Source organism: Streptomyces sp. NPDC007095, assembly GCF_040634475.1.
Classification (GTDB): domain Bacteria; phylum Actinomycetota; class Actinomycetes; order Streptomycetales; family Streptomycetaceae; genus Streptomyces.
This window is the reverse complement of record NZ_JBEYFS010000096.1, coordinates 1-23,827: the sequence shown is the minus strand read 5'-3', so window position 1 is coordinate 23,827 and position 23,827 is coordinate 1. Positions and strand designations below refer to the sequence as shown.

Genomic DNA, 23,827 nt, shown 5'->3' with positions numbered 1-23,827 from the left:
GCCGGGCGCGCGTGGCCTGGCCGCGGTCGATGTGACAGTCCCGGACGGTCAGCGGTGGACGCCCTGGCCGCCGACGTCTCCGTAACCGCCGTAACCCCCGTAACCGCCGTAACCGCCGTACCCATAACCGCCGTAGCCGCCGTAGCCATATCCGTAGTCGTACCCGGGTGCGCCATGTTGTCCGCTCGGTGGCGCGCAGTAGTAGTACGGGGAGCAGTCGTGGGCGGGTGACGAGGCCGAGGGCGCGGGCGTCGAGGGCTGAGGCGACGACTTGGGGACGGTCGGCGACGGTGACTTCGACGGCTCGGGAGAGGCCTGACCCGACGATGTCTTCGTCTGTCCGGCGGAGTCCCAGTTGACCGCCTCCATCTGGAGCGAGGGCGACGAGGTGTCCATCGTCCAGTGCTGGTCGGACTCCTCCTTGCGGACCTTGAGGACCAGGGACGCCTCGCCCTTGGTGGAGGCGGGGGTGAGGGCCAGGTCCTGGTTCCAACGGGGCACCACCGTGCCCTGGAGGGTGAAGTCGTAGCGCACGTTCTTGGTGCCCGGCTGCGACTCACCGGTGCAGGGCGCCAGTTGGACCGAGTAGCCGAGGTGGGAGTCGAGGCAGAGGTCGGGGGCGGCCAGGTCGCGCAGCAGTCCGTCGTCCTCGTACGACCATTCCTGGCTCGCCGCCGAGGAGCACGGCGTGAGCGCGGTCTCCACGCCCTTCGCGGGCTTCTCGCCCACGATGCCGATGCACAGCCCGGTCTCGGTGTTGCGCAGCCGGCCGTGCACGCCGCCCTTCGACGTGGCGCCGGTGCCTATCCAGGACGGGTTCGATCCGGGCGCCTTGGCCGGGCCCGAACTGGGCGAGCCCGAGGGTCCGGCGCCATCGGCCATGCCGGGTGCGCCGTCCGAGTTCTGGGTGACCCACAGGACCAGCGGGACCAGGATCATTCCGCTCACGGTCAGCGCGGCCAGCGCGATGTTGTTGCGGCGCGGGGCACGGCGGGAGGAGCGCCGGGGCGCCTTGTGCGCCGGTGGGCGGGAGTCACCGGAAGCGCGGCTGCGCGGCGCGGGGCGCGGGGGCTCGCTCGGAACGAGGGGCGCGTGGCTGGGCAGGGGAGGGATTCTGTGCGCGGCCGGGACGGTGTCCGGGACGTCCGTCACTTCCACGATCGCGTCGACGCGTCCGGGGCGGGAGTCGAGGTAGGCCGCGGCGCCCCAGCCGAGCAGGGCCTCGGCCAGCGGCAGCGCGAGGTCGCCGTTGAACCGGCTCAACTGGTCGGCGGTGTGACGGCAGTGCCGGCAGCGGCCCATGTGCCTGCTCAGATCGGCGTCGAGGCCGACGCCACCGCGGCGCAGGGACACATCGAGCATCCGGTGGAAGCGGCGGCACTCCTCCTCCGGGGCCAGTTCGCGGTGGATCTCCAGGCAGCCCTCGCGCAGGCGTTCCCTGGCCCGCCGCAGTTCCACCAGGGCGTCCTCGTCACCGACGCCCAACAGCGCGGCCGGTACGGCGAGTTGCTCGGCCTCGACCTCGGTGTGCCACAGCAGGCAGCGGGCGGGCTCGGGAAGCCGCTGGAACGCGCGGGACAACTGCCGTCTGTTCTCCGGCGGCAGAAGCCGCGCCATGACCCGGTCGCGGCTGTCGGAATCGGCCAGCAATTCGGGATGGAGCATCTCCCGCCGTTGGTCCCCGAGCCATTCTGCGGTCATACGCCGTACGGTGACCAGCAACTGCGGCCGCCAGGCGGCCGTCGGCCCGGTCTGCCGCAGCGATTCACCGAACAACCGGGTGAAAGCGGCCGTGGTAAGCATTCCGGCGGGACGCACACCGTTGGTACACAGGCGCGCGTAGGCGAAGACCGCTTCCCAGTGGCGGTCCAGGAGTTCCCCGACGGGATGGTGCGCGGGCGTGTTCCCCGAGCTCTTCTTCAGGTCCGCCGCGAGCCGCTCATCCGAAACTTCGAACAAGCGACCGGGCGTTGGGGAATGAGACAGCACTGCGTCATTCACGTCCGCTTTCCTCCCAAAGGTAACGCAGGAATTAGTCCATACCAATGGGTATGTAGCCCGCCCGCCGAGCGGAGGGACTACCCATGGGGGGCTGTTACCGCAATCACCCCCGTCAGCTCTTTTGAAGCGAGGGGCGCGCGGGCACACCGTGCGCGCGCAGAAGGAAGTGAATTGTCTGCACGCCAACAAGGCACACCTTTGCACAGCGCGCCGAGCCGAAACAAGAGATCTCGTCACCTTCCGTTTTCCGTCGAGCGCGGACGGATTGACCGAACGTCAGCCGAGGTCCCCGCAAAGGAAATTCGGAATCCCCTACGACCATCGACCGAGCAGCCGTACGCAAGCCCCCGCCGACCAGGCCTCCGGAGGCCGGAAAGGCCGTCACCGACCCGTTGACGGCCCGACATGCCCATGCCATGCTCTATATTGGGAGCGCTCCCATTCTCCGTCGTCCACCTCTCGTGGCCGCGGCACAGGATTCACTTCACCGCTGGGAGCCGCTCATGTCCGCATTCCCGTTGCCCCGCCGCCGCCAAAGACACCTGGCGGCAGCCTTGCTCGCGGGGACATTACTCGTCGGCGGCCTGGCGACCGCCCCCTCCGCGACGGGGCTCTCCACCGCCGCCACGGCGACAACCGCCTTACGGGTCAACCAAGTCGGCTATCTGCCGGACGGTCCCAAGCGCGCGACCGTGGTCACGTCCGCCGCGCGGCCGCTCACCTGGCGGCTGCGCGCCGCCTCGGGCAGGGTGGTCGCCTCGGGGTCGACCGTCGGCCGGGGCACGGACGCGGCCTCCGGGCAGCCGACCCAGGTCGCCGACTTCTCCTCGTACGCACGGACCGGTTCGGGCTACGTCCTGACGGTCGACGGAATGGTCAGCGACCCCTTCGACATTCGCGCGGATCTCTACGACGGGCTGCGCTCCGACGCGCTGGCCTTCTTCTATCACCAGCGCAGCGGCATACCGATCGAAGCCTCCCTGGTGGGTTCCGCCTATGCGCGGCCCGCCGGGCATCTCGGAGTCGCACCCAATCAGGGCGACACGAACGTGCCCTGTCAGTCCGGGGTGTGCGACTACACGCAGGACGTCAGGGGCGGTTGGTACGACGCGGGAGACCAGGGCAAATACGTCGTGAACGGCGGCATTTCCACCTGGCTGCTCGTCAATTCCTTCGAACGGGCGAAGCGAGCGGGCACCGCGTCCGCGCTCGGCGACTCGACGCTGCGCGTTCCCGAGCGCGGCAACGGCGTTCCCGACGTCCTGGACGAGGCGCGCTGGGAGCTCGACTTCCTGATGCGGATGCAGGTGCCGGACGGCAGACCGTACGCGGGAATGGCGTTCCACAAGGTCCACGACGCCGCCTGGACCGGGCTGCCGACCCGGCCCGACCAGGACGCCCAGCCGCGTGAGCTCCACCCGCCGTCCACCGCCGCCACCCTCAACCTGGCGGCGACGGCGGCCCAGTGTGCCCGTGTCTTCCGGCCCTACGACACCGCGTTCGCGAACCGGTGTCTGACCGCCGCCCGCACGGCCTGGACGGCGGCGCGGGACAACCCGGCGCTGTACGCGCCGGATTCGGACAGCACCGGCGGTGGGGCGTACGGCGACACCCAGGTCACCGACGAGTTCTACTGGGCGGCCGCCGAGTTGTACGCCACGACCGGCGAGCGCGTCTACCGGGACGCGGTGACCTCCTCGCCCTGGCACACCGCCGCGAACGCCTTCACGCCCGGCGGCTTCAGCTGGGCCGACACCGCCGCGCTGGGCAGGCTGACGCTGGCGACCGTACGCACCGGGCTGCCCGCGGCCGACCTCGGGCGGGTGCGCACCTCGGTTACCGCCGCCGCCGACGGCTATCTGTCCACCATGGCCGGGCAGGGATACGCCGTCCCGCTCCCCGCCACCGGGTACGTCTGGGGCTCCAACAGCGCGGTCACCGACAACGCGATCGTCATGGCCACCGCCCAGGAACTGACCGGGGACCCGCGCTACCGCACCGGGGTGCTGGAGTCGATGGACTACCTGCTGGGCCGCAACGCCCTGGGCCAGTCGTACGTGACCGGATACGGGGAGCGGTACTCCGACAACCAGCACCACCGCTTCTGGGCGCACCAGTACGACCCCTCGCTGCCGCACCCGCCGGCGGGCTCCCTCGCGGGCGGGCCCGACAGCGGGCTGCAGGACCCGGTCGCGCAGGAGCACCTGCCCGGCTGCGCGCCCCAGGCCTGCTACATCGACGACATCGGCTCGTACTCGACGAACGAGGTGGCCATCAACTGGAATGCGCCACTGGCGTGGCTGGCCGCCTACGCCGCCGAGGACGACTGCGCGGGCGGCCGCTCGGGGCGCGTCAGCTGAGGACGCTTCCCGCCCGCCACTGGGTCCAGCTCATGTTCCAGCCGTTGAGGCCGTTGTCGGGCTGCACGGTGTCGTCGTGGGAGTTGACCACTTCCACGACGTCACCGATCAGCGAGTTCTCGTAGAACCAGTAGGCGGCCGTTCCGGTGTCCTTCGCGCCCTGGGTGTCGTGCAGGCCGACACAGCCGTGGCTGACGTTCTGCGCGCCGAAGGTCGAGGCGGACGACCAGTAGTTGCCGTGCACGAAGGTGCCGGAGGTGGTCAGGCGCATGGCGTGCGGGACGTCGGGGATGTCGTACTCGCCGCCGAAGCCGACGGTGGAGCCGTCCATGCGGGTCTGCAGATACTTCTCCGAGATCACCATCCTGCCGTTCCAGGTGGTGTGTTCGGGTGCTCCGGAGGTGATGGGGATCGTGCGCACCGCGCGGCCGTCACGTCGTACGACCATGGTCTTCTTGTCCGCGTCGACCAGGCTGGTCTGGTTGCGGCCGACGGTGAAGGTGACGTCCTTGTGCTGGACGCCGTAGCGGCCGCTCGCGCCCTCGACGCCGCGCAGCCGCAGGGCGAGGGTGACCTTGGTGCCCGCGGGCCAGTAGTTCTCGGGGCGGAAGTCGAGCCGGGTGTCGCCGAACCAGTGGGCGGCGATCTCGACTCCCGCCGTGGAGGTCACCGTCACCGCCTGCTCGACCGCCTTCTTGTCGGTGACGGCGTGGTTGAAGTTGAGCGAGACCGGCATGCCCACACCCACGGTCGAGCCGTCCTCGGGGGTGAAGTAGCCGACGAGGGTGGCCTCGGGGGCGATGGTGGTGAAGGTGGTGTTGGCCAGCGCCTCGCGGCCGTCCTTGTCGGTGGCGACGGCGCGGACCGAGTACTTGGTGGACGGCGAGAGCCTGCCGGACGGTGTCCAGCGGGTGCGGTCGGCGGAGAAGGCGCCGGACACCCGGGTGCCGTCCTCGGCCGTGACCGTCACCGAGGTGAGGCTGCCGCTGCGGACGGAGACGGAGAGCGCGCCCTCGACCGCCGTGTTCGCCGCGCCGGTCTTGGGCGCGACCGTGACGCGGGCGGTGGAAGTGGCCGACGCGGAAGCCGAGTCGGACGTCTTCTTCGGCTCGGACTTGCCGGACGTACAGGCGCTGACCACACCCGCGCCGATGACGGCGAGGACGGAGCGTCTGCCCAGCCGCCGGGCGGTCGCTGTCCGGGAGGTGCGGCGGCTGTGATCGTCGTTCACGCGGGAATCCTTTTTCCGTGCGGGGAGGGCCCCGCGCACCGGCGCGAGGCCCGACCTCTTCACTTGAACTCTAAAGTATCTTATTTAAGATTCAAGTAAAGCGAACCTGTGTGGATTCAGTGCCCCGCCGCGCGTCAGTGCCCACTGATCGCGTGGGGCGTGTACGGCTCCTCCAGCTGTTCGATCTCCTTCTCCGAGAGCTCCACGTCGAGGGCGGCCACCGCGTCGTCGACGTGTCCCACCTTGGTGGCACCGATGATGGGCGCGGTCACGGTGCTCTGGCGCAGCAGCCAGGCGAGGGCGATCCGGGCACGCGGAATGTCACGCTCGGCGGCGATCCGGGCGACGGCGTCGACGATCTCGCGGTCGCCCGGCTGGTAGAGCCTCTTGCCGTACTCGTCGGTTCGGCTGCGCTCGGTGGTGACGTCCCAGTCACGGGTGAGCCGGCCGCGGGCGAGCGGGCTCCAGGGCAGTACGCCGACGCCCTGGTCCGCGCAGAGCGGCAGCATCTCGCGCTCCTCCTCGCGGTAGAGGAGGTTGTAGTGGTTCTGCATGGACACGAACCGCGTCCAGCCGTTCAGCCGGGCCGTGTACTGGGCCTTGGAGAACTGCCACGCGTACATCGAACTCGCTCCGATGTAACGGGCCTTGCCCGCCTTGACCACGTCGTGCAGGGCCTCCATAGTCTCCTCGACAGGAGTGGCGGGGTCGAAGCGGTGGATCTGGTAGAGGTCCACGTAGTCGGTGCCCAGGCGGCGCAGGCTGTTGTCGATCTCCGTCATGACGGCCTTGCGGGACAGGCCGCGCGCGTTGGGGCCGTCGTGCATCGCGCCGTTCACCTTGGTGGCGATGACGATCTCGTCGCGGCGCGCGAACTCCGCCAGCGCGCGCCCGACGATCTCCTCGCTCGTGCCGTCGGAGTACACGTTCGCCGTGTCGAAGAAGGTGATCCCGGCGTCCAGCGCGCGGCGGATCAGGGGGCGGGCACCCTCGTCGTCGAGCGTCCACTCGTGGGGCCCCCGGTCGGGCAGCCCGAAACTCATGCAGCCCAGGCAGATCCGGGACACGTCCAGGCCCGTCGAACCGAGCTTCACGTACTGCATGTTCACTCCTGCTTTCCGTGGGGTGGAAGGGCTCCCGCCGACCCGGCCGCGGCGAGCCGCCGACAAGAGCTCCGGGGAAGCCATTCCCGATCGCCGTTCGCTTAGTCGCGAGGGCGCTGCACAGTACGTGCTGCCGAGGAGTTCGTACGACGGTCGGCGGGCCCGGGTGGATTCCGTGGCGGGATGGATGCGGGCTGCGGTCTGAGCTGTGATGATGCCTAGGACGTATCGCCGGATGCGAAACAGGTCTTGGACCCGGGGCACTCCCCGGACGCACGGTGGGATCACCGCCCCGGTGCCGCATCGAGGCGGACCCTGTTCGTCTTGTCGAAGGAATGCATCATGCGCGTATTCGTCACCGGCGCGACCGGATTCATCGGTTCCGCCGTCGTCCGTGAACTCCTCGAAGCGGGGCATCAGGTCGTCGGCCTCGCCCGCTCGGACGCCGCCGCCTCGGCGCTGACGGCCGTCGGCGCCGAGGCGCGCCGAGGCTCCCTCGACGATCCGGACAGCCTGTACGAGGGTGCCGCCGCGGCGGACGGCGTCATCCATCTGGCCTTCAACCATGACTTCTCGGACTACGTCGCCAGCGGCAAGCTGGACCTGCGTGCCGTCGAGGCTCTCGGAGCGGCGCTCGAAGGGACCGGCAGGCCGCTCGTGGTGACCTCGGGAACCCTGATGCTCACCATGATGGCGCCTGGTCGCCTCGGGACCGAGGAGATCGCGCCCGATCCCGGGTCGGAGGCACCGCGGATCGCCTCGGAGAGCGCGGCCATGGCCCTGGCCTCGCGCGGGGTGCGCACTTCGGTCGTGCGGCTTTCACCGACCGTGCACGGCGAGGGCGACAAGGGCTTCGTCCCGAGCCTGATCGGCATCGCCCGCGAGACCGGCGTGTCGGCCTTCGTCGGCGACGGATCGAACCGCTGGCCGGCCGTGCACCGGCTCGATGCGGCGCACCTGTTCCGGCTGGCGGTCGAAGCCGCCCCGGCCGGCTCGGTCCTGCACGGGGCCGCCGAAGAGGGTGTGCCCTTCCGTGACATCGCCGAGCTCATCGGCCGCAGGTTGAAGCTGCCGGTCGCAGGGATCACGGCCGAGGACGCGAGCCGGCACTTCGGCTTTCTCGCCGCCGCCGTGCCCCTCGACAACCCGACCTCGAGCGTCCTGACCCGGAAGCTGCTGGGATGGCATCCCGAGCACCCCGCACTCGTCCCGGACCTCGAAGCGGGCCACTACTTCAACGACTGAGCAAGCCGCTCGAGCGGTTCGAACCCGGCGACCTCATCACCCTTCCGTACCCGGCCGGAATGCGCTGCCCGGGACCGCCGTGTTTCATGAAGTGAGGATCTTCCCACCGGTGGAACCCCGTCCCCGGCCATTCCCTCCAGCAGGGCGACGAGGAGGTCGGTATGGAAGACGGCCCCCAGACGGTGAGCGGCAGACCCACGCGGCAGCTCATGCCCGCGTCGCCTGCCGCCTCGCCCGAGGTGTGGCGGTGGCGGGCCGAACTGAAGCGGGCGCTGCCCGCGCTGTGGCTGTTCGCCGCCGCGCGGCTGACGGGCGTGGCCATGGTGACCGTCTGGTCGCTGCACCTGGGCCGGCACCCGCGCAACGTGCTCGGTCTGGAATGGGACGGCGGCTGGTACTGGCACATCGCCCGGTACGGCTACGGCACGATCGTCGCCGCCAAGTCCGGCCACGGGGTCATCTACAACGACCTGGCGTTCTTCCCGCTCTTCCCCGGACTGATCCACGGCCTGAACACGGTCCTGCCGATCGGTCCGGTCAACGCGGCGCTCGTCATCTCCTGGACCGCCGCCACCGTGGCCGCCTGGGGCGTGTACGCGGTCGGCGAGCTGCTGCACGGACGGCGGGTCGGCCTGGCGCTCGCGGCACTGTGGGCGCTGCTGCCGCACGCCGTCGTGCTGACCATGGCGTACACCGAGTCCCTCATGACGGCCTTCGCCGCCTGGGCTCTCTACGCGGCGCTGACCCACCGCTGGCTGACCGCCGGGACGCTGGCCGCGCTGGCCGGGCTGTGCCGCCCCAACGGTTTCACGGTGGCCGCCGCGGTCGTCACGGCCGCCGCCGTCCACCTCTGGCAGCGCCGCCGCGACGGGAGGCCCACCGCCCCGCGCGCCTGGACGGCCGTGCTCGTGGCGCCCGTCGGGTGGCTCGGGTACGTCGTCTGGGTGGGGCTGCGCACGCACGACCTGACCGGCTATTTCCGGGTGCAGAGTCTGTGGGGCTCACGTTTCGACTTCGGTCACTACACCGCGCACATGTTCAAGCACCTGGTCGTCGGGCACGACACCCTGGTCGTCTATCTCTCCGCCGGAATCGTCCTCGGCTGCCTCCTGCTGTTCGTCCTCGGCATCCTGGACCGACAGCCGCTGCCGCTTCTCGTGTACTCGGGGATTCTCCTCGTCATCGCCCTCGGCGACGCCCACTTCTTCACGAGCAGACCCCGCCTGCTGCTGCCCGCCTTCCCCCTGCTGCTGCCGGTCGCCCTCTCCCTGGTCCGCGCCCAACGGCGCACGGTTGTCGTCCTGCTCATCGGCCTGGCCGGTTTCTCCCTCTTCTACGGCACCTATCTGCTGACCATTTCCCACGAGGCCCTGTGACCGCCGGTGCGGCGAGGTCCGTATCATCCGAAGAGTCATGCCGAGCCCACACGATCACGCGGGTCCACCGGGACGGGACTCCCGCCTCGCAGCGACGCGCTTCTCCGTCCTTGACCGCTCACGCACCCGCGAGGGGCACGACGCCGCCGAGGCCCTGCGGGACACCGTGCGTCTGGCCCAGGAGCTGGAAGGGCTCGGATACCACCGGATCTGGGTATCGGAGCACCATGGCGTGCCCGGGGTCGCCGGGTCCGCGCCCACCGTGCTGGCCGCCGCGGTCGCCGCCGCCACCCGGACGATCCGGGTCGGTACCGGCGGGGTGATGCTTCCCAATCACCAGCCCCTGGTCGTGGCCGAGCAGTTCGGCGTGCTCGAGTCCCTGTTCCCCGGGCGGATCGACATGGGGCTCGGGCGTTCGGTCGGCTTCACGGACGGGGTGCGCAGGGCGCTGGGGCGGGACAAGGACGTCGCCGACGACTTCGCGGGGCAGCTCGACGAGCTGCTCGGCTGGTTCCGCGGCCCGTCGCCGACGGGGGTGCACGCGCGCCCCTCGGAGGGGCTGACCGTGCCGCCCTTCGTGCTCGCCCTGAACGAGGGCGCCACGATCGCGGCGCGGGCGGGCCTGCCCCTGGTCATCGGGGACATCAGGAACCGGGAGAAGATGAGGCGCGGGATCGACCACTACCGCGCGACGTTCCGCCCCTCCGTCTGGGCGGCGGAGCCGTACGTCGTCGTCTCCGGCGCCGTCGCGGTCGCCGCGACCCCGGAGGAGGCGATGCGGCTGCTCCTCCCCGAGGCCTGGTCGATGGCGTACACCCGCACGCACGGCACCTTCCCGCCGCTCCCGCCCGCCGAGCGGGTCGAGGACCTTCCGATGAACGGCAAGGAGCGGCGTTTCTACGAGTCGGCGCTCGCGGGGCAGATCGCGGGCACCGAGAAACAGGTCGAGCACGAGCTGGAGATGTTGATCGAGGAGACCGGCGCGCAGGAGGTGCTGGTCACGACCAGTACGTACGACCGCCAGGCCCTGCTGGACTCCTTCCGCAGGCTCGCCCGGGTCGCGGGACTGGCCTCGGCCTAGAATCGTGGGGTTTGCCCCGAGCCCCCCGCCAGGAGTCCCGTCGATGTCCGACCCGCACCGCCGCCACGACGCGTACGTCCGTGTGCGGGGCGCCCGCGAGCACAATCTCCAGGGCGTGGACGTCGACATTCCGCGCGATGTCCTCGTGGTCTTCACCGGGGTCTCGGGCTCGGGCAAGTCCTCGCTGGCATTCGGCACGATCTACGCGGAGGCCCAGCGGCGCTACTTCGAGTCGGTGGCGCCGTACGCGCGACGGCTGATCCACCAGGTCGGGGCGCCGAAGGTGGGGGACATCACCGGGCTGCCGCCCGCGGTCTCGCTCCAGCAGCGCCGCTCGGCGCCCACCTCGCGCTCGTCCGTGGGCACGGTCACCAACCTCTCCAACTCCCTGCGGATGCTGTTCTCGCGCGCGGGCGACTATCCGCGGGGCGCCGAACGCCTCGACTCGGACGCCTTCTCGCCGAACACGGCCGCCGGGGCCTGCCCGGAGTGTCACGGTCTCGGCCGGGTCCACCGTACGACCGAGGAGTCACTGGTCCCGGACCCGTCGCTGTCGATCCGCGCGGGTGCGATCGCCGCGTGGCCCGGTGCCTGGCAGGGCAAGAACCTGCGCGACGTCCTCGACGCGCTGGGGTACGACGTGGACCGGCCGTGGCGCGAGCTGCCGGCCGAGCAGCGGGAGTGGATCCTGTTCACGGACGAGCAGCCGGTCGTCACCGTGCATCCGGTGCGGGACGCGGACCGGATCCAACGCCCCTACCAGGGCACGTACATGAGCGCCCGGCGCTACGTCATGAAGACGTTCTCCGATTCGAAGAGCCCGGCGCTGCGGGCCAGGGCCGAGCGGTTCCTGACCAGCGCCCCGTGCCCGGTGTGCGGCGGCAGCCGGCTGCGTCCCGAGGCGCTGGCGGTGACCTTCGCGGGCAGCACGATCGCCGAACTGGCGGGGCTGCCGCTGTCCGAGCTGGCCGGGACCCTGGAGCCCCGGGGAGAGACGGCCCGCGTCCTCACCGACGACCTGAGGGCGCGGATCGCCCCCGTCCTCGAACTCGGCCTCGGATACCTCAGCCTCGACCGGGCCACCCCGACCCTCTCCGCGGGCGAGTTGCAACGACTGCGGCTGGCAACGCAGTTGCGTTCCGGTCTGTTCGGTGTCGTGTACGTCCTCGACGAACCGTCCGCGGGTCTGCACCCGGCGGACACGGAGGCCCTGCTCACGGTCCTGGACCGACTGAAGGCGGCGGGCAACTCGGTGTTCGTGGTCGAGCACCATCTGGATGTCGTGCGGGGGGCCGACTGGCTCGTCGACGTCGGTCCGCGGGCGGGTGAGCACGGCGGGCGGGTGCTGCACAGCGGCCCGGTGGCGGAGCTGGCCGGGGTGGAGGAATCGGCGACGGCCCGCTTCCTCTTCGACCGCTCCCCCGTGTCGGAACGCGAAGTCCGTTCCCCCCAAGGACAGTTGAAGGTGGGGCCGGTGAGCCGCCACAACCTGCACGGGGTGAACGTCGCGTTCCCGCTCGGTGTGTTCACCGCCGTCACGGGCGTCTCGGGCTCGGGCAAGTCCACCCTCATCGGCGAGGTGACGGAGGAGCTGGAGGGGGTGGGACGGCTCGTCTCCGTCGACCAGAAGCCCATCGGCCGTACCCCGCGCTCGAATCTCGCCACGTACACGGGCCTCTTCGATGTCGTGCGCAAGGTCTTCGCCGGGGCGGAGGAGGCGCGAAGGCGCGACTACGGGGTGGGGCGCTTCTCCTTCAACGTCGCGGGCGGGCGCTGCGAGACCTGCCAGGGCGAGGGGTTCGTGAGTGTGGAGCTGCTCTTCCTGCCGAGCACCTACGCTCCCTGTCCGGACTGCGGTGGGGCGCGCTACAACCCCGAGACGCTCGAAGTGACGTACCGCGGACGGAACATCGCGCAGGTCCTGGACATGACGGTGGAGGCCGCTGCGGAGTTCTTCACCGACACCCCGCCCGTCGCCCGCAGCCTCGCCACGCTCCTCGACGTGGGTCTGGGCTATCTGCGACTCGGCCAGCCCGCCACGGAGTTGTCCGGTGGCGAGGCCCAGCGCATCAAGCTGGCCAGTGAGTTGCAGCGGGTCCGCCGGGGGCACACCCTCTATCTCCTCGACGAGCCGACGACCGGGCTGCACCCCGCCGATGTCGAGGTGCTGATGCGCCAGTTGCACGGCCTGGTCGACGCGGGACACACCGTCGTGGTCGTCGAGCACGACATGTCGGTGGTCGCGGGCGCGGACTGGGTGATCGACCTGGGTCCCGGCGGCGGGGCTGCGGGCGGCCGGATCGTGGCCGCGGGGCCCCCGGCCGAGGTGGCGCGGGCGCAGGGGAGCACGACGGCTCCGTACCTCACCCGGGCACTCGCTCGGGACCGGTAGCCCCGTACCGCCGGCTGCCGGCCCCTGTTCCTTCAGGTCGCCTCGTCCTGATACGTCAGCGATGTGCGGGGACCGACGCGCGTGCGCCCTGGGAATGCAACCCCCCTTGCGCCGCGCGGGCCAGCTCCCGTCGATCCGGGTGGCTGCCCGGGGCGAGCGTGGGCCGTACCTCGACCTCGGCCACCAGTCCGCGAGCCGAGGCCACCCGCCACAGCGAGGCGAGCAGCGAGTCGTTCCCGACGAAGGCGGGCGCGGTGCTCGCCACTCCCCCGGCGAGCCGGTAGTGGATGTGCACCGGCTGGACCGGCACCCCCGCGTCGAGCGCGGCCTGGAAGACGGCCCGCCGGAAGTGTCCCTGCGCCCTACCGCACCAGGTGCTGCCCTCCGGGAAGGCCACGACGGCCGCCCCGTCGCGCAGCAGCCCGGCGATCCGCGCCACCGTGTCCGGGAGCGCGCGCAGCCGGTCGCGCTCGATGAACAGGACGCCGCCGCGCGCGGCCAGCGGTCCCGCCACCGGCCACTGCCGGATCTCTGACTTGGCGAGCATCCTGGCCGGCCGCACGGCGGCGAGGAGCGGGATGTCCAGCCAGGAGATGTGGTTGGCGACGATCAGCAGCCCGCCGGTGGGGACGGCGGGGCCGGTGATCCGGACGCGGACGCCCGCGGCCCGCACGATCGCCCGGCACCAGCGCCGTACCGGCTCGGCGGGGATCCGCCCGCCGAGCGGCAACAGCACGACCCCGGTGGCGACCACCACCAGGACCGCCGCGAGCCGCAGCACGGCGCGCGGTACGGCCGTGGCGGACCCCGTCGCCTCGACGCACGCCCTGGGGGTGCAGGGCGCGCTGGGCAGCCAGACGCTCATCACGCCGGGACGAGCGAGAGGAAGTGCCGCAGATAGCGCGGGTTGACCCGGCGCATCGACAGCAGCACGAACAGGTCCGCGACCCCGAAGTCCGGGTCGTGCGCGGGTGCGGCGCAGACCCAGGCGCCGAGCCGTAGATAGCCGCGCAGGAGCGGGGGCAGTTCGGTGCGGGGCCGGCGGGTGACACCCTCCGCGGTCCACGGCAGCAGCGGTCGTACCCGGTACTCCTCGGGTGCCAGGTGCTTGGCCCGCACCCGGTCCCAGGTTCCGGCGGCGAGCTCGCCGCCGTCGGCGAGCGGGATCGAGCAGCAGCCCGCGAGCCACTCGTGGCCGCCCTCGACCATGTAGCGGGCTATCCCGGCCCAGATGAGGCCGATGACGGCGCCGTCGCGGTGGTCGGGGTGCACGCAGGAGCGTCCGACCTCGACGAGTCCCGGGCGGACCGCGTCGAGCGGGGTCAGGTCGAACTCGCCCTCCGAGTAGAGCCGGCCGGCGATCGCGGCGCGCTCCGGGGGCAGCAGGCGGTAGGTGCCGACGACCTGGTCGGTCAGCGTGTCACGGACCAGCAGGTGATCGCAGTAGGCGTCGAAGGCGTCGATGTCGAGCCCCGGCTGCGGCGTGGTCAGCAGGGCGCCCATCTCCCCGGCGAAGACGTCGTGCCGCAGCCGCTGCGCGGCCCGGACGTCGGCCTCGGAACGGGCGAGGGAGACGGTGTAACGGGTGGGGGCCAGGGGCTGCGGGGGGCTGTCGAGGGTGGAAACGCCGGTCATGGCACTCTCCTGGTCACGGGCCGGTTCGGCACAGCGGCGGCAGACCGGTTCGGTACGGCCCGCGCGCTCCTGTTCTTCCGATGCAGGTTGGCGTGCGCGTGACCTGTGCCAGGAGCCAGGATGTGGGGATGTTGAATGCCAGAAGATTCCCCGAATGCGAGACGGGGCCGGGGATGAGCACCACCTCCCGGCCCCGCCCGTCCGCACAGATCCGGCGAACGTCTACTTAACAATCGGGGCCGGCAAGAGCGCCCCTGAGGGGCGCGGGGAACTGCGCGCCCAGCCCCCACGACCCGCAGCCGAAACCCTGCCCTACCGCTTCCCCGCTTTACGCGCAGCCCGCAGCCACTCCTTGTTCATCCCGGTGATGGAAACCAACGGAATCCCCTTCGGGCAGGCGGTGGCGCACTCCCCGGCCAGCGTGCACCCCCCGAACCCCTCCTCGTCCATCTGCGCCACCATGTCCAGCACCCGCGTCTCCCGCTCGGGCGCCCCCTGCGGCAGCACGTTCAGATGGTTGATCTTGGCCGAGGTGAAGAGCATCGCGGCCCCGTTGGGACAGGCGGCCACGCACGCACCGCACCCGATGCACTCGGCGTGCTCGAACGCGAAGTCGGCGTCCGGTTTCGGTACGGGCGTCGCATGGGCCTCGGGCGCCGCGCCGGTCGGGGCGGTGATGTAGCCGCCGGCCTGGATGATCCGGTCGAAGGCCGTCCGGTCCACGACGAGGTCCTTGACGACCGGGAACGCGGCGGCACGCCAGGGCTCGACGTCGATGGTGTCGCCGTCCTGGAAGGACCGCATGTGGAGCTGGCAGGTGGTGGTGCGCTCGGGTCCGTGCGCGTCGCCGTTGATGACGAGGCTGCACGCGCCGCAGATGCCCTCGCGGCAGTCGTGGTCGAAGGCGACGGGGTCCTCGCCCTTGAGGATGAGCTCCTCGTTGAGGGTGTCGAGCATCTCCAGGAAGGACATGTCGGCCGAGATGCCGTCCACCTCGTACGTGGACATCGCTCCGTCGGCGTCGGCGTTCTTCTGGCGCCAGACGCGCAGGGTGAGCTTCATGCGTAGCTCCGCTGGGTGGGGTGGACGTACTCGAAGACCAGGTCTTCCTTGTGCAGGACGGGCGCGGCGCCGGTGTCGGTGAACTCCCAGGCGGCCGTGTAGGAGAACTCCTCGTCCTTGCGGGCGGCCTCGCCGCCCTCGGTCTGGGACTCCTCGCGGAAGTGGCCGCCGCAGGACTCGGAGCGGTGCAGTGCGTCGAGGCACATCAGCTCGGCGAGCTCCAGGTAGTCGACGACGCGGTTGGCCTTCTCCAGGGACTGGTTGAACTCCTCACCGGTGCCGGGGACCTTGATGCGCCGCCAGAACTCCTCGCGGATCTGCGGGATGCGCTCCAGCGCCTTGCGCAGACCCGTCTCGGTGCGGGCCATGCCGCAGAACTCCCACATGAGTTCGCCGAGTTCGCGGTGGAAGGAGTCGGGGGTGCGGTCGCCGTCGACGGCCAGCAGCAGCCGCAGCCGGTCCTCGGTCCCGGCCAGCACCTCCCGGACGGCGGGGTGTTCGTCCGTCACCTCGGCGTGGTGCGGATTGCGGGCGAGGTAGTCGTTGATGGTGGACGGCAGCACGAAGTAGCCGTCGGCGAGGCCCTGCATGAGGGCCGAGGCGCCGAGGCGGTTGGCGCCGTGGTCGGAGAAGTTGGCCTCGCCGATCGCGAACAGGCCGGGGATGGTGGTCTGGAGGTCGTAGTCGACCCACAGTCCGCCCATCGTGTAGTGCACGGCCGGGTAGATCCGCATCGGCACGGTGTACGGGTCCTCGGCGGTGATCCGGGCGTACATGTCGAAGAGGTTGCCGTACTTCTCCTCGACCTTCGCCCTGCCCATGCGCCCGATGGCGTCGGCGAAGTCCAGGTAGACGCCCTGTCCGCCCGGGCCCACGCCGCGGCCCTCGTCACAGACGTTCTTGGCGGCGCGGGAGGCGATGTCACGCGGGACCAGGTTGCCGAAGGAGGGGTAGATGCGCTCCAGGTAGTAGTCGCGCTCGTCCTCGGGGATCTCGTTCGGCGGGCGCGTGTCGCCCTTCGCCTTCGGGACCCAGATACGGCCGTCGTTGCGCAGCGACTCGCTCATCAGGGTGAGCTTGGACTGGTGATCGCCGGTGCGCGGGATGCAGGTGGGGTGGATCTGGGTGAAGCAGGGGTTGGCGAAGTAGGCGCCGCGCCGGTGCGCCCGCCAGACGGCGGTGGCGTTGGAGTTCATGGCGTTCGTCGAAAGGTAGAAGACGTTGCCGTAGCCACCGCTGGCCAGGACGACGGCGTCCGCGTAGTACGTGTCGATCCGGCCGGTGACGAGATCCCGTGCCACGATGCCGCGCGCCCGTCCGTCGACCACGATCAGGTCGAGCATCTCGGTGCGCGGATGCATCTCGATGTTGCCGGCCGCGATCTGCCGCGACAGGGCCTGGTAAGCACCGAGCAGGAGCTGCTGGCCCGTCTGGCCGCGGGCGTAGAAGGTGCGGGACACCTGGACGCCGCCGAAGGAACGGGTGTCGAGGAGACCGCCGTACTCGCGCGCGAACGGCACGCCCTGGGCGACGCACTGGTCGATGATCTCGACCGAGATCTGTGCGAGGCGGTGGACGTTGGACTCGCGGGCGCGGAAGTCGCCGCCCTTGACGGTGTCGTAGAACAGCCGGTGGACGGAGTCGCCGTCGTTGCGGTAGTTCTTCGCCGCGTTGATGCCGCCCTGGGCGGCGATCGAGTGCGCGCGGCGGGGCGAGTCCTGGTAGCAGAACTGGACGACGTGGTAGCCCTGTTCGGCGAGCGTGGCACCCGCCGAACCGCCCGCGAGCCCGGTTCCGACGACGATCACCGTGTGCTTGCGGCGGTTGGCGGGATTGACGAGTTTGGCCTCGAAGCGGCGGGTGTCCCAGCGCTCGTTGACCGGGCCCCCGGGGGCCTTGCTGTCGACGACGGGCGCACCGGTCGTGTACGCGGCGTATTCAGAGGCTGCGGTCATGTCAGCTCACCAATCCGGTCATGACACCGACGGGTACGGAGATGAAGCCCACCGTCAGCACCAGCGCGAGGACGTTGGCGATGGTCTTGAGGGCGCGGTCGCGGGTGCGGTTGCCGGCGCCCATGGTCTGTGCGGCGCTCCAGAAGCCGTGCCGGATGTGCAGGCCGAGCGCGAGCATCGCGACGATGTAGATCACGTCGCCGTACCAGGTCGAGAAGGTGTCGATCACGTTCTGGTACGGGTGTCCGGACTGGAAGCCGCCGGGGTGCACGGTGCCGGTCGTCAGGTCGAGGATGTGCCAGACGATGAACAGGCCGAGGATGATCCCGCCCCAGCGCATCGTGCGGGTCGCGTAGCTGGACCTGGGCTTCTTGTGGACGTACTTGCTCGGGCGCGCCCTGATGTCACGGCGGCTGAGCTGGTACGCGGCGGTGGCGTGGGCGACGACGGCGACGACCAGAACCACGCGGATGATCCACAGGGCCCACTCGTAGTGCAGGAAGGGCTCGCCGAGGGTGCGCAGCCAGTGGGCGTAGTGGTTGAACTCGCCCGAACCGAAGAAGATCTTCAGGTTGCCGAGCATGTGGACGACCAGGTACAGCAGCATGATCAGGCCGCTGACCGCCATCACGGTCTTCTTCCCGACGGAGCTGTCCCACACGGTGCGCGTCATGGACGGTCGTCGGTCCGTCCGCGTTGCCAGAGCCATGTCTCAGAAGCTAGGGCCACGGGTGCCGATCGGTCCAAGACATGGTCCGGCTCGTTTCAATAGCTGAAGCCTATGATGGGTGGATGCAGTTCCAGCAGCTCCAGTACTTCGTGGCGGTCGCCGAGACCCGGCACTTCACCCGGGCCGCCGATCTGGTCCATGTCGCCCAGCCGTCCCTGTCCCAGCAGATCAAGGCGCTGGAACGGGAGTTGGGGGCGGACCTCTTTCTCCGCGCGCGGGGCAACATCACGCTGACGGACGCGGGCGAGGCGCTGCTGCCACTGGCCCGGCGCATCCTGGCCGACGCGGACACGGCCCGGCACGAGGTGCAGGAACTGGCCCAGCTGCGCAGCGGCCGGGTCCGCCTGGGCGCGACGCCGAGCCTGTGCACCGGCCTGCTTCCGGATGTCCTGCGTGCCTTCCACGACCGCTATCCCGGTATCCGACTGATGATCGAGGAGGGCGGCTCCCACGATCTCGTACGGGAACTCGCGCGCGGCGCGTTGGATCTCGCCCTGGTCGTCCTCCCCCTGCCCACCCCCTCCCCCGCCCTGACGACGGTGGAGCTGCTGCGTGTGGACCTGGTCGTGGTGTCGTCACCGGACGCGCCCGCGCCGGGGAGAGGCCGCACCGTGCGCGTCCCCGACCTGGAGGGCGAACGCCTGGTGATGTTCCGGCACGGCTACGACCTGCGGGAACTGACCGTCGCCGCCTGCCGCGCCGAGGGCTTCGAGCCGGACTTCGCCGTCGAGGGCGGCGAGATGGACGCGGTGCTGGGTTTCGTCAGGGCGGGGCTCGGCGTGGCCGTCGTCCCGCGCATGGTCGCGACGCGCTCGGGACGCGGCCTGCGGGTGACACCGCTCGCGCGCCCCGGACTCCACCGCACCATCGCCCTGGCCCACCGCAGCGATGTGGCTCCGCCTCGCGCGGCCCGCGAACTCCAGCGGATGCTGCTGGAACGCTGACCGGCGCAGGGGGCTTCGAAGGTCGCTCGCCGCGTCACCAGGTCGGGATGAAGCCGCCGTCGATGACGAAGTCGCTGCCGGTGATGTTGCGGGAGCGGTCGCCGGCGAGGAAGAGAACCAGGTCGGCGACCTCGTTCGGCTGGGAGAAGCGGCCGGTGACCGTGGCACCGGCCGCCAGGGCGACCACGTCGTCCGGGGTGATCCCGGCGGCTGCCGAGACGGTGGCCGCCACCCCGTCGCCGCCGAGCCACAGCTCGGTCTCCACCGGGCCCGGGCTGACGGTGTTGACCCGGACGCCCTTGGGGCCGACCTCCTTGGACAGTGCCTTGGAGAAGGCGACCAGCGCGGCCTTGCCCGCGCTGTAGTCGATCACCATCGGGTCGGGCAGGGTGGCGTTGACCGAGGCGACCGTCACGACCGAGCCCTGCCCGGCGGTCAGCATCAAGGGCAGGGCGGCTCGGGTGACCCGCACGGCTGTGAGGAGGTTCAGATCGACCGTGCGCTGCCAGTCCTCGTCGGTCACCGACAGGAATCCGCCCATGCGGGCGGGGGCCGCACCGACGTTGTTGACCAGGATGTCCAGCCGGCCGTCAGCCGCCGTCACAAGGCGCTCGGCGGCTCCGGGTTCGGCCAGGTCCACCGGTACCCAGGTGACACCGCCCTGCTTGACCAGCGCGTCGAGACCCGGCGTCGTGGTGCGCGACCCGGCGATCACCGTCGCCCCCGCTCCGGCCAGCGCCTCGGCGACGGCCAGTCCGATGCCCTTGCTCGCGCCGGTGACGACGGCGGTCCTGCCCTGGAGTTCCGTGCTCATCCTGCTCAGCTCCTTCGATTACTTCGATCGGTGAAATGAGGCGTGCCACGAACCGAGGCACGCCCGGGTCGGACGTCCGGGTCAGTCGTGTGAGGTGCCCCGGCCCTGGACGCCCTGCTCGGACAGCCACCGCAGGGCGTACTCGGCCACCGTCCGCCAGCCGTGGTCGACGACCAGGGAGTGGCCCCGGTCGGGGAACTGCTTGAGTTCGGTGACCGCCGACGAGTCGCCGTAGAGCTTGTACGCCGAGCGGGTCACGACATCGGGAACGGTGTGGTCGGCCTGGCCGGAGATCAGCAGGAGCGGCCCGCGATCCGCGTTGCCGGTGGCCACGGACGCCGGGGAGCGCCGCGCGAAGTTGGCGAACGCGGCCTCGAACAGCGGCCGCCCCGGCGAGGGGATGGTGAGGCGCTCGTACAGGTCGTCGGACTCGGTCTCCTCCAGCGCGTTGCCGAAGCCGTAGCGGAACTGCGCGGCGGTCAGAGAGACCGCGCGGCGCCGGTTGGCGGGGTTGCCCAGCACGGGGAAACCCGCCCGCAGCTGGGCCGGCGGCAGCGCCTTGACGCCCTTGATCTGGGCCGGGTCGATGGCCACCGCGGCCCGGCCGAAACCCGCGCCGAGCAGCTTCTGCGCGATCAGTCCACCGAAGGAGTGTCCGATGAGCACCGGCGGGCGGTCGAGGGAGCGGACGATCCCGGCGTAGTGCTCGGTGACGTCGTCGATGCCGAGCCCGGCGACGGCCTCGGGGTGGCGCCGGGCCTCGGCGACGGTGCCGGCCTCGCCGGGCCAGCCGGGTGCCAGCGGGGCGTAGCCGTGCTCCTGGGCCAGGTCGATCCAGGGTTGCCACGACCCTGCGTGCAGCCACAGGCCGTGGATGAGGACGAGCGGGGTGCGCGGGTCGGACATGGCCTTCTCCTGGACTTCTCGGGGCCGCCCCGGGGGTGGCGCGACGAGTCCAGACTCCCTGGGCAGTCATGCCCGCCGAATCGGTCGAATGACTGCGGTGACCGACGTAGGGCGGTGTCCGTGCGGGTCGGGGCTCATCCACCTTCGATGGAATGCCCCGCCTGCGCCAGCGCGTCGCGCAGCGACGCCCGCGAGGAGATGCCGAGCTTGGGAAAGACCCGGTAGAGGTGCGCTCCGACCGTGCGCGGGGAGAGGAACAGGCGGGCGCCGATCTCCTTGTTGCTCAGCCCGCTCGCGGCGAGCTCGGCGATCTGCCGCTCCTGCGCGGTGAGCGTGTCGGCTCTGCTCTCCGCGGCCTTGCCGACCGCCGCACCGGCCGCGCGCAGTTCGGCCCGGGCACGCCGGGTCCACGGCTGCGCGCCGAGTCGCTCGAACGTCTCGACGGCCTCCTCGAACACCGTCCGTGCGGCCGCGCGCTCCCGGGCCCTGCGCAGCCACATTCCCTGTGCGAGGCGCACCCGGGCCAGCTCGAAGGGGAACTCCACTCCCGCGGGGTGAGCCACCGCCCGTTCGAACGCGGCCCGGGCTCCCGTGTCGTCGGCGGTCATCGCCAGAGCGGCGGCGGTGAGGAAGTCGAGGTGCGGCGAGATCGCGGGCAGGCCCTGGTCACGGGCGGCGAGGGCATGGGCGCGGGCCTGGTCGGCGCGCCCGGTGTGCACGGCGGACTCCACCAGGTCCAGCAGGGTGCGTACGGCCTGCTGGGAGCAGGGCGTGAACTCGCCCGGCACGGTGAGGCCGCTCGCGTAGGCGTACGCGCCTTCGAAGTCCCCGGCCGTCAGGTGCATGGCGGCGCCGATGGCCTCGGCGAGCTGGGTGAGGTGGCCGACGCCGCGCGGGCGGGCCCAACGGTCGAGCCGGTTCAGTGCCGCGGTGGCCCGCTCGGTGTCGCCGCGCCAGGCGGCGATCAGGCCGAGGAAGCCGTGGTACTGGTGCTCGAACAGCGCGTAGCCATGGGCGGTGGTGAGCTCCAGACCACGCTTGCCGGTGTGCTCGGCGTCCTCCCATGCGCCGCTGTTGATCTGATCGAGCATGACCAGCTGGAGCAGGGTCATCGCGTTGGTGACCGCCCCGCTGCCCGCCTCCCGGTCGGCGACGCGGCGCACCAGCGGACGATGGTCGCCGAGCGCGTCGAGGTAGTACGCCGCCACCCCGAGCCGCATGACGTCCCACGGCTGCTCCTCGCCCAGCCTCGCGAAGGCGTCCTGGACCCGCTCCCGCGCGCCCGCTCCACGCCGGGCGACATCGCCGAACGCGTCGCGGTAGAGCAGGGTCGAGGGCTCGGTCGCCGCGACGTCCACCAGCGTGTCGGTGACCGACCAGAGGGCCGGGTCGGCGGAGAACAGGCTGATGGCCAGCAGCAGGTTGAACAGCCGGGTCCGGATCTCCTCAGAGGTGTCCGCCGGCAGGGCTTCGAGCGCGGCGGCGACACGGCGGTGGGCGGATCGGACGTCGCCGTCCTGATAGAGCGCGGCGTACGCCGAGGTGATCACGGCGGTGGGCGACCGGCGGCTGCCGAGCAGCCGGTCGGAGGCCTCGCGCAGTTCCTGTGCCTGGTCGAGCAGCGCGGACTGGGCCGCCACGTACGCGGCGTCGCCCAGCCGGCGGGAGCGTGCCGCGGCACCGGGGCTGAGTTCGGCGGCGCGAGTGAGCAGGGCGACTGCGGACGCGGCGCCGCCCCGGGCCGTGGCAGATCGGGCGGCGCGCTCCAGGACGACGGCGACGGCCTCGTCGGGGTCTACCGTGGCGGCCGCCAGATGGGCGGCGTGGCGTTCGATGTCCGCGCGGTGCAGGCGGGCCAGTTCCGTGTGCGCGGCGCGCCGTTCGTTGGGTGTCGCCGACTGCAGCAGCGCGGAGCGGACCAGCGGGTGCCGGAACACGAGACCGGGCCGGTCGCCGCCGGCCGTGTCAGGGGTGAGCAGCCCGGCGGCCACGGCCCCGTCGGCCTCGCTCATCCGGTAGCGGGCCCGGTCGGCGGGCGAGGGTGAGGCGCCGGTACCGACGCCGTCGAGCGCGGCCCGCAGCAGCTCGGCGCGTTCGCCGGGAGCGAGGGTCTTGATCCGGTCGCCGTAGAGGTGTTCCAGCCGCCGGGAGAGCGGCAGTTCACCGGGCTCCGCGCCACGGGTGGTGCCCTCGTCGAGGGCGCGCGGCAGTTCCAGCAGGGCGAGCGGGTTGCCCTGTGCCTGATCGAGGACCTGGCGGCGGACTGCCTCCCGCAGGTGCGGGGCGTGTGTGTCGAGGAGGGTCGCGGCCGCCGCGGCCTCCAGCGCGGGGACGGCCAGCTCGGGCAGTCCGGCCGCGTCCCAGGCGGAGGGGATGTCCTCCCGTACGCCGATGGCCATCCGTACGGCGTGCGCGGACAGGCGGCGGGCGATGAACCGCCCCACTTCGGCGCTCTGCGGGTCGAACCAGTGCGCGTCGTCGACGACCACCAGCAGGGGTACGTCTCCGGAGGCCAGCGCCAGCAGATCGAGTACGGCGATGCCCAGGGCCATCACGGAGGGCACCTCGCCCGTCGTGCGCCCGAACACGGTGTCGAAGGCGGCCCGGGTGACCCGGTCGAGGCCGGCGGCCCCCGGGAGCAGCGGGTACAGCAGCTGGTGCAGGCCCGCGAACGGCAGCTGCGTCTCGGCCTCCACGCCGGCCGCGCGGACGACGCGGTGTCCGAGCGTGGTGGCGTGCGTGGCGGCGGCGTCCAGCAGGACGCTCTTGCCGACGCCCGCCTCGCCGCGCAGCAGCAGCGCCCGGCCGTCGGGCGACGCGGCCAGCCGGGAGAGCTCGGCGAGCTCCGCCTCCCGGCCCACGATCGGCCGCTCGTCCGCCATGCGCCCACTCCTCCGCCGAGTTCACCCGACTCCGCCGCCGGTCACGGGAGCTCGGGAACGCCTCGTACGGGCTCGGACTGTGCGCCGAGTGCGGTCTGGTCTCCCAGCTG

Annotated in this window: 17 protein-coding genes; 6 read left to right on the top strand and 11 right to left on the bottom strand. The window is 71.4% G+C overall.

Going from position 1 to position 23,827, the window contains the following annotated elements:
• Positions 1-48: 48 nt before the first annotated feature.
• Positions 49-1,959 (bottom strand): ricin-type beta-trefoil lectin domain protein, encoded by a 1,911-nt coding sequence (locus tag ABZ656_RS29300; RefSeq protein ID WP_360271472.1) that lies wholly within the window; start codon positions 1,957-1,959, stop codon positions 49-51.
• Positions 1,960-2,504: 545 nt separating this feature from the next.
• Here ABZ656_RS29300 and ABZ656_RS29295 point away from each other — a divergent pair.
• A complete protein-coding gene (locus ABZ656_RS29295) occupies positions 2,505-4,361 on the top strand; it encodes a glycoside hydrolase family 9 protein (RefSeq protein WP_101402368.1) in 1,857 nt (618 codons plus the stop codon).
• Here ABZ656_RS29295 and ABZ656_RS29290 read toward each other — a convergent pair.
• The gene (locus tag ABZ656_RS29290; protein ID WP_180362208.1) at positions 4,354-5,592 is read right to left on the bottom strand and encodes an Ig-like domain-containing protein; all 1,239 of its coding nucleotides are present in this window, start codon (positions 5,590-5,592) and stop codon (positions 4,354-4,356) included. The genes ABZ656_RS29295 and ABZ656_RS29290 overlap by 8 nt on opposite strands.
• Before the next feature lie 134 nt (positions 5,593-5,726).
• Positions 5,727-6,695, bottom strand: coding sequence for an aldo/keto reductase (locus ABZ656_RS29285; RefSeq protein WP_101402367.1), 969 nt, complete (start codon positions 6,693-6,695; stop codon positions 5,727-5,729).
• Between the two features lie 342 nt (positions 6,696-7,037).
• Between ABZ656_RS29285 and ABZ656_RS29280 the strand changes: the two genes are divergently transcribed.
• The 4 genes from ABZ656_RS29280 (at position 7,038) to ABZ656_RS29265 (ending at position 12,789) form a co-directional block, all read left to right on the top strand.
• Positions 7,038-7,940 carry an SDR family oxidoreductase gene (locus ABZ656_RS29280; protein ID WP_360271469.1) on the top strand — a complete coding sequence of 301 codons (903 nt, stop codon included), beginning with the start codon at positions 7,038-7,040 and terminating at the stop codon, positions 7,938-7,940.
• A 161-nt stretch (positions 7,941-8,101) separates the two neighbouring features.
• Complete coding sequence (locus ABZ656_RS29275) at positions 8,102-9,316, top strand: hypothetical protein (RefSeq protein ID WP_360271467.1); 1,215 nt, start codon at positions 8,102-8,104, stop codon at positions 9,314-9,316.
• A gap of 37 nt (positions 9,317-9,353) precedes the next feature.
• Positions 9,354-10,397 (top strand): LLM class flavin-dependent oxidoreductase, encoded by a 1,044-nt coding sequence (locus ABZ656_RS29270; protein WP_101402365.1) that lies wholly within the window; start codon positions 9,354-9,356, stop codon positions 10,395-10,397.
• 43 nt (positions 10,398-10,440) lie between these two features.
• Positions 10,441-12,789, top strand: a complete 2,349-nt coding sequence (locus ABZ656_RS29265; protein WP_101402364.1) for an excinuclease ABC subunit UvrA — start codon at positions 10,441-10,443, stop codon at positions 12,787-12,789.
• Between the two features lie 55 nt (positions 12,790-12,844).
• Here ABZ656_RS29265 and ABZ656_RS29260 read toward each other — a convergent pair whose 3' ends face one another.
• The 5 genes from ABZ656_RS29260 to ABZ656_RS29240 all read right to left on the bottom strand — a co-directional run bounded on the left by ABZ656_RS29260 (position 12,845) and on the right by ABZ656_RS29240 (position 18,114).
• Positions 12,845-13,654, bottom strand: a complete 810-nt coding sequence (locus ABZ656_RS29260) for a lysophospholipid acyltransferase family protein (RefSeq protein ID WP_101402363.1) — start codon at positions 13,652-13,654, stop codon at positions 12,845-12,847.
• Entirely contained in the window at positions 13,654-14,424 is a 771-nt protein-coding gene (locus ABZ656_RS29255) for a GNAT family N-acyltransferase (protein ID WP_360271464.1), read from the bottom strand. Before ABZ656_RS29255 ends, ABZ656_RS29260 begins: the two co-directional genes overlap by 1 nt.
• Before the next feature lie 312 nt (positions 14,425-14,736).
• Entirely contained in the window at positions 14,737-15,486 is a 750-nt protein-coding gene (locus ABZ656_RS29250) for a succinate dehydrogenase/fumarate reductase iron-sulfur subunit (protein WP_101402361.1), read from the bottom strand.
• Complete coding sequence (locus ABZ656_RS29245; protein WP_101402360.1) at positions 15,483-17,441, bottom strand: fumarate reductase/succinate dehydrogenase flavoprotein subunit; 1,959 nt, start codon at positions 17,439-17,441, stop codon at positions 15,483-15,485. The genes ABZ656_RS29250 and ABZ656_RS29245 overlap by 4 nt, the downstream gene beginning before the upstream one ends.
• Position 17,442: 1 nt before the next feature.
• Positions 17,443-18,114: a succinate dehydrogenase gene (locus tag ABZ656_RS29240; protein ID WP_101402359.1), complete on the bottom strand. Its 672-nt coding sequence runs from the start codon at positions 18,112-18,114 to the stop codon at positions 17,443-17,445.
• 119 nt (positions 18,115-18,233) lie between these two features.
• On the opposite strand from ABZ656_RS29240, the gene ABZ656_RS29235 reads away from it, so the two are divergent.
• A complete protein-coding gene (locus tag ABZ656_RS29235; protein ID WP_360271461.1) occupies positions 18,234-19,115 on the top strand; it encodes a LysR substrate-binding domain-containing protein in 882 nt (293 codons plus the stop codon).
• A gap of 34 nt (positions 19,116-19,149) precedes the next feature.
• Here ABZ656_RS29235 and ABZ656_RS29230 read toward each other — a convergent pair whose 3' ends face one another.
• The 3 genes from ABZ656_RS29230 to ABZ656_RS29220 all read right to left on the bottom strand — a co-directional run bounded on the left by ABZ656_RS29230 (position 19,150) and on the right by ABZ656_RS29220 (position 23,717).
• Entirely contained in the window at positions 19,150-19,929 is a 780-nt protein-coding gene (locus ABZ656_RS29230) for an oxidoreductase (RefSeq protein WP_360271459.1), read from the bottom strand.
• 81 nt (positions 19,930-20,010) lie between these two features.
• A complete protein-coding gene (locus tag ABZ656_RS29225) occupies positions 20,011-20,835 on the bottom strand; it encodes an alpha/beta fold hydrolase (protein ID WP_360271457.1) in 825 nt (274 codons plus the stop codon).
• A gap of 134 nt (positions 20,836-20,969) precedes the next feature.
• On the bottom strand, positions 20,970-23,717 hold the full coding sequence (locus ABZ656_RS29220) for an AAA family ATPase (RefSeq protein WP_360271455.1): 2,748 nt from the start codon (positions 23,715-23,717) through the stop codon (positions 20,970-20,972).
• Between the last annotated feature and the right edge of the window lie 110 nt (positions 23,718-23,827).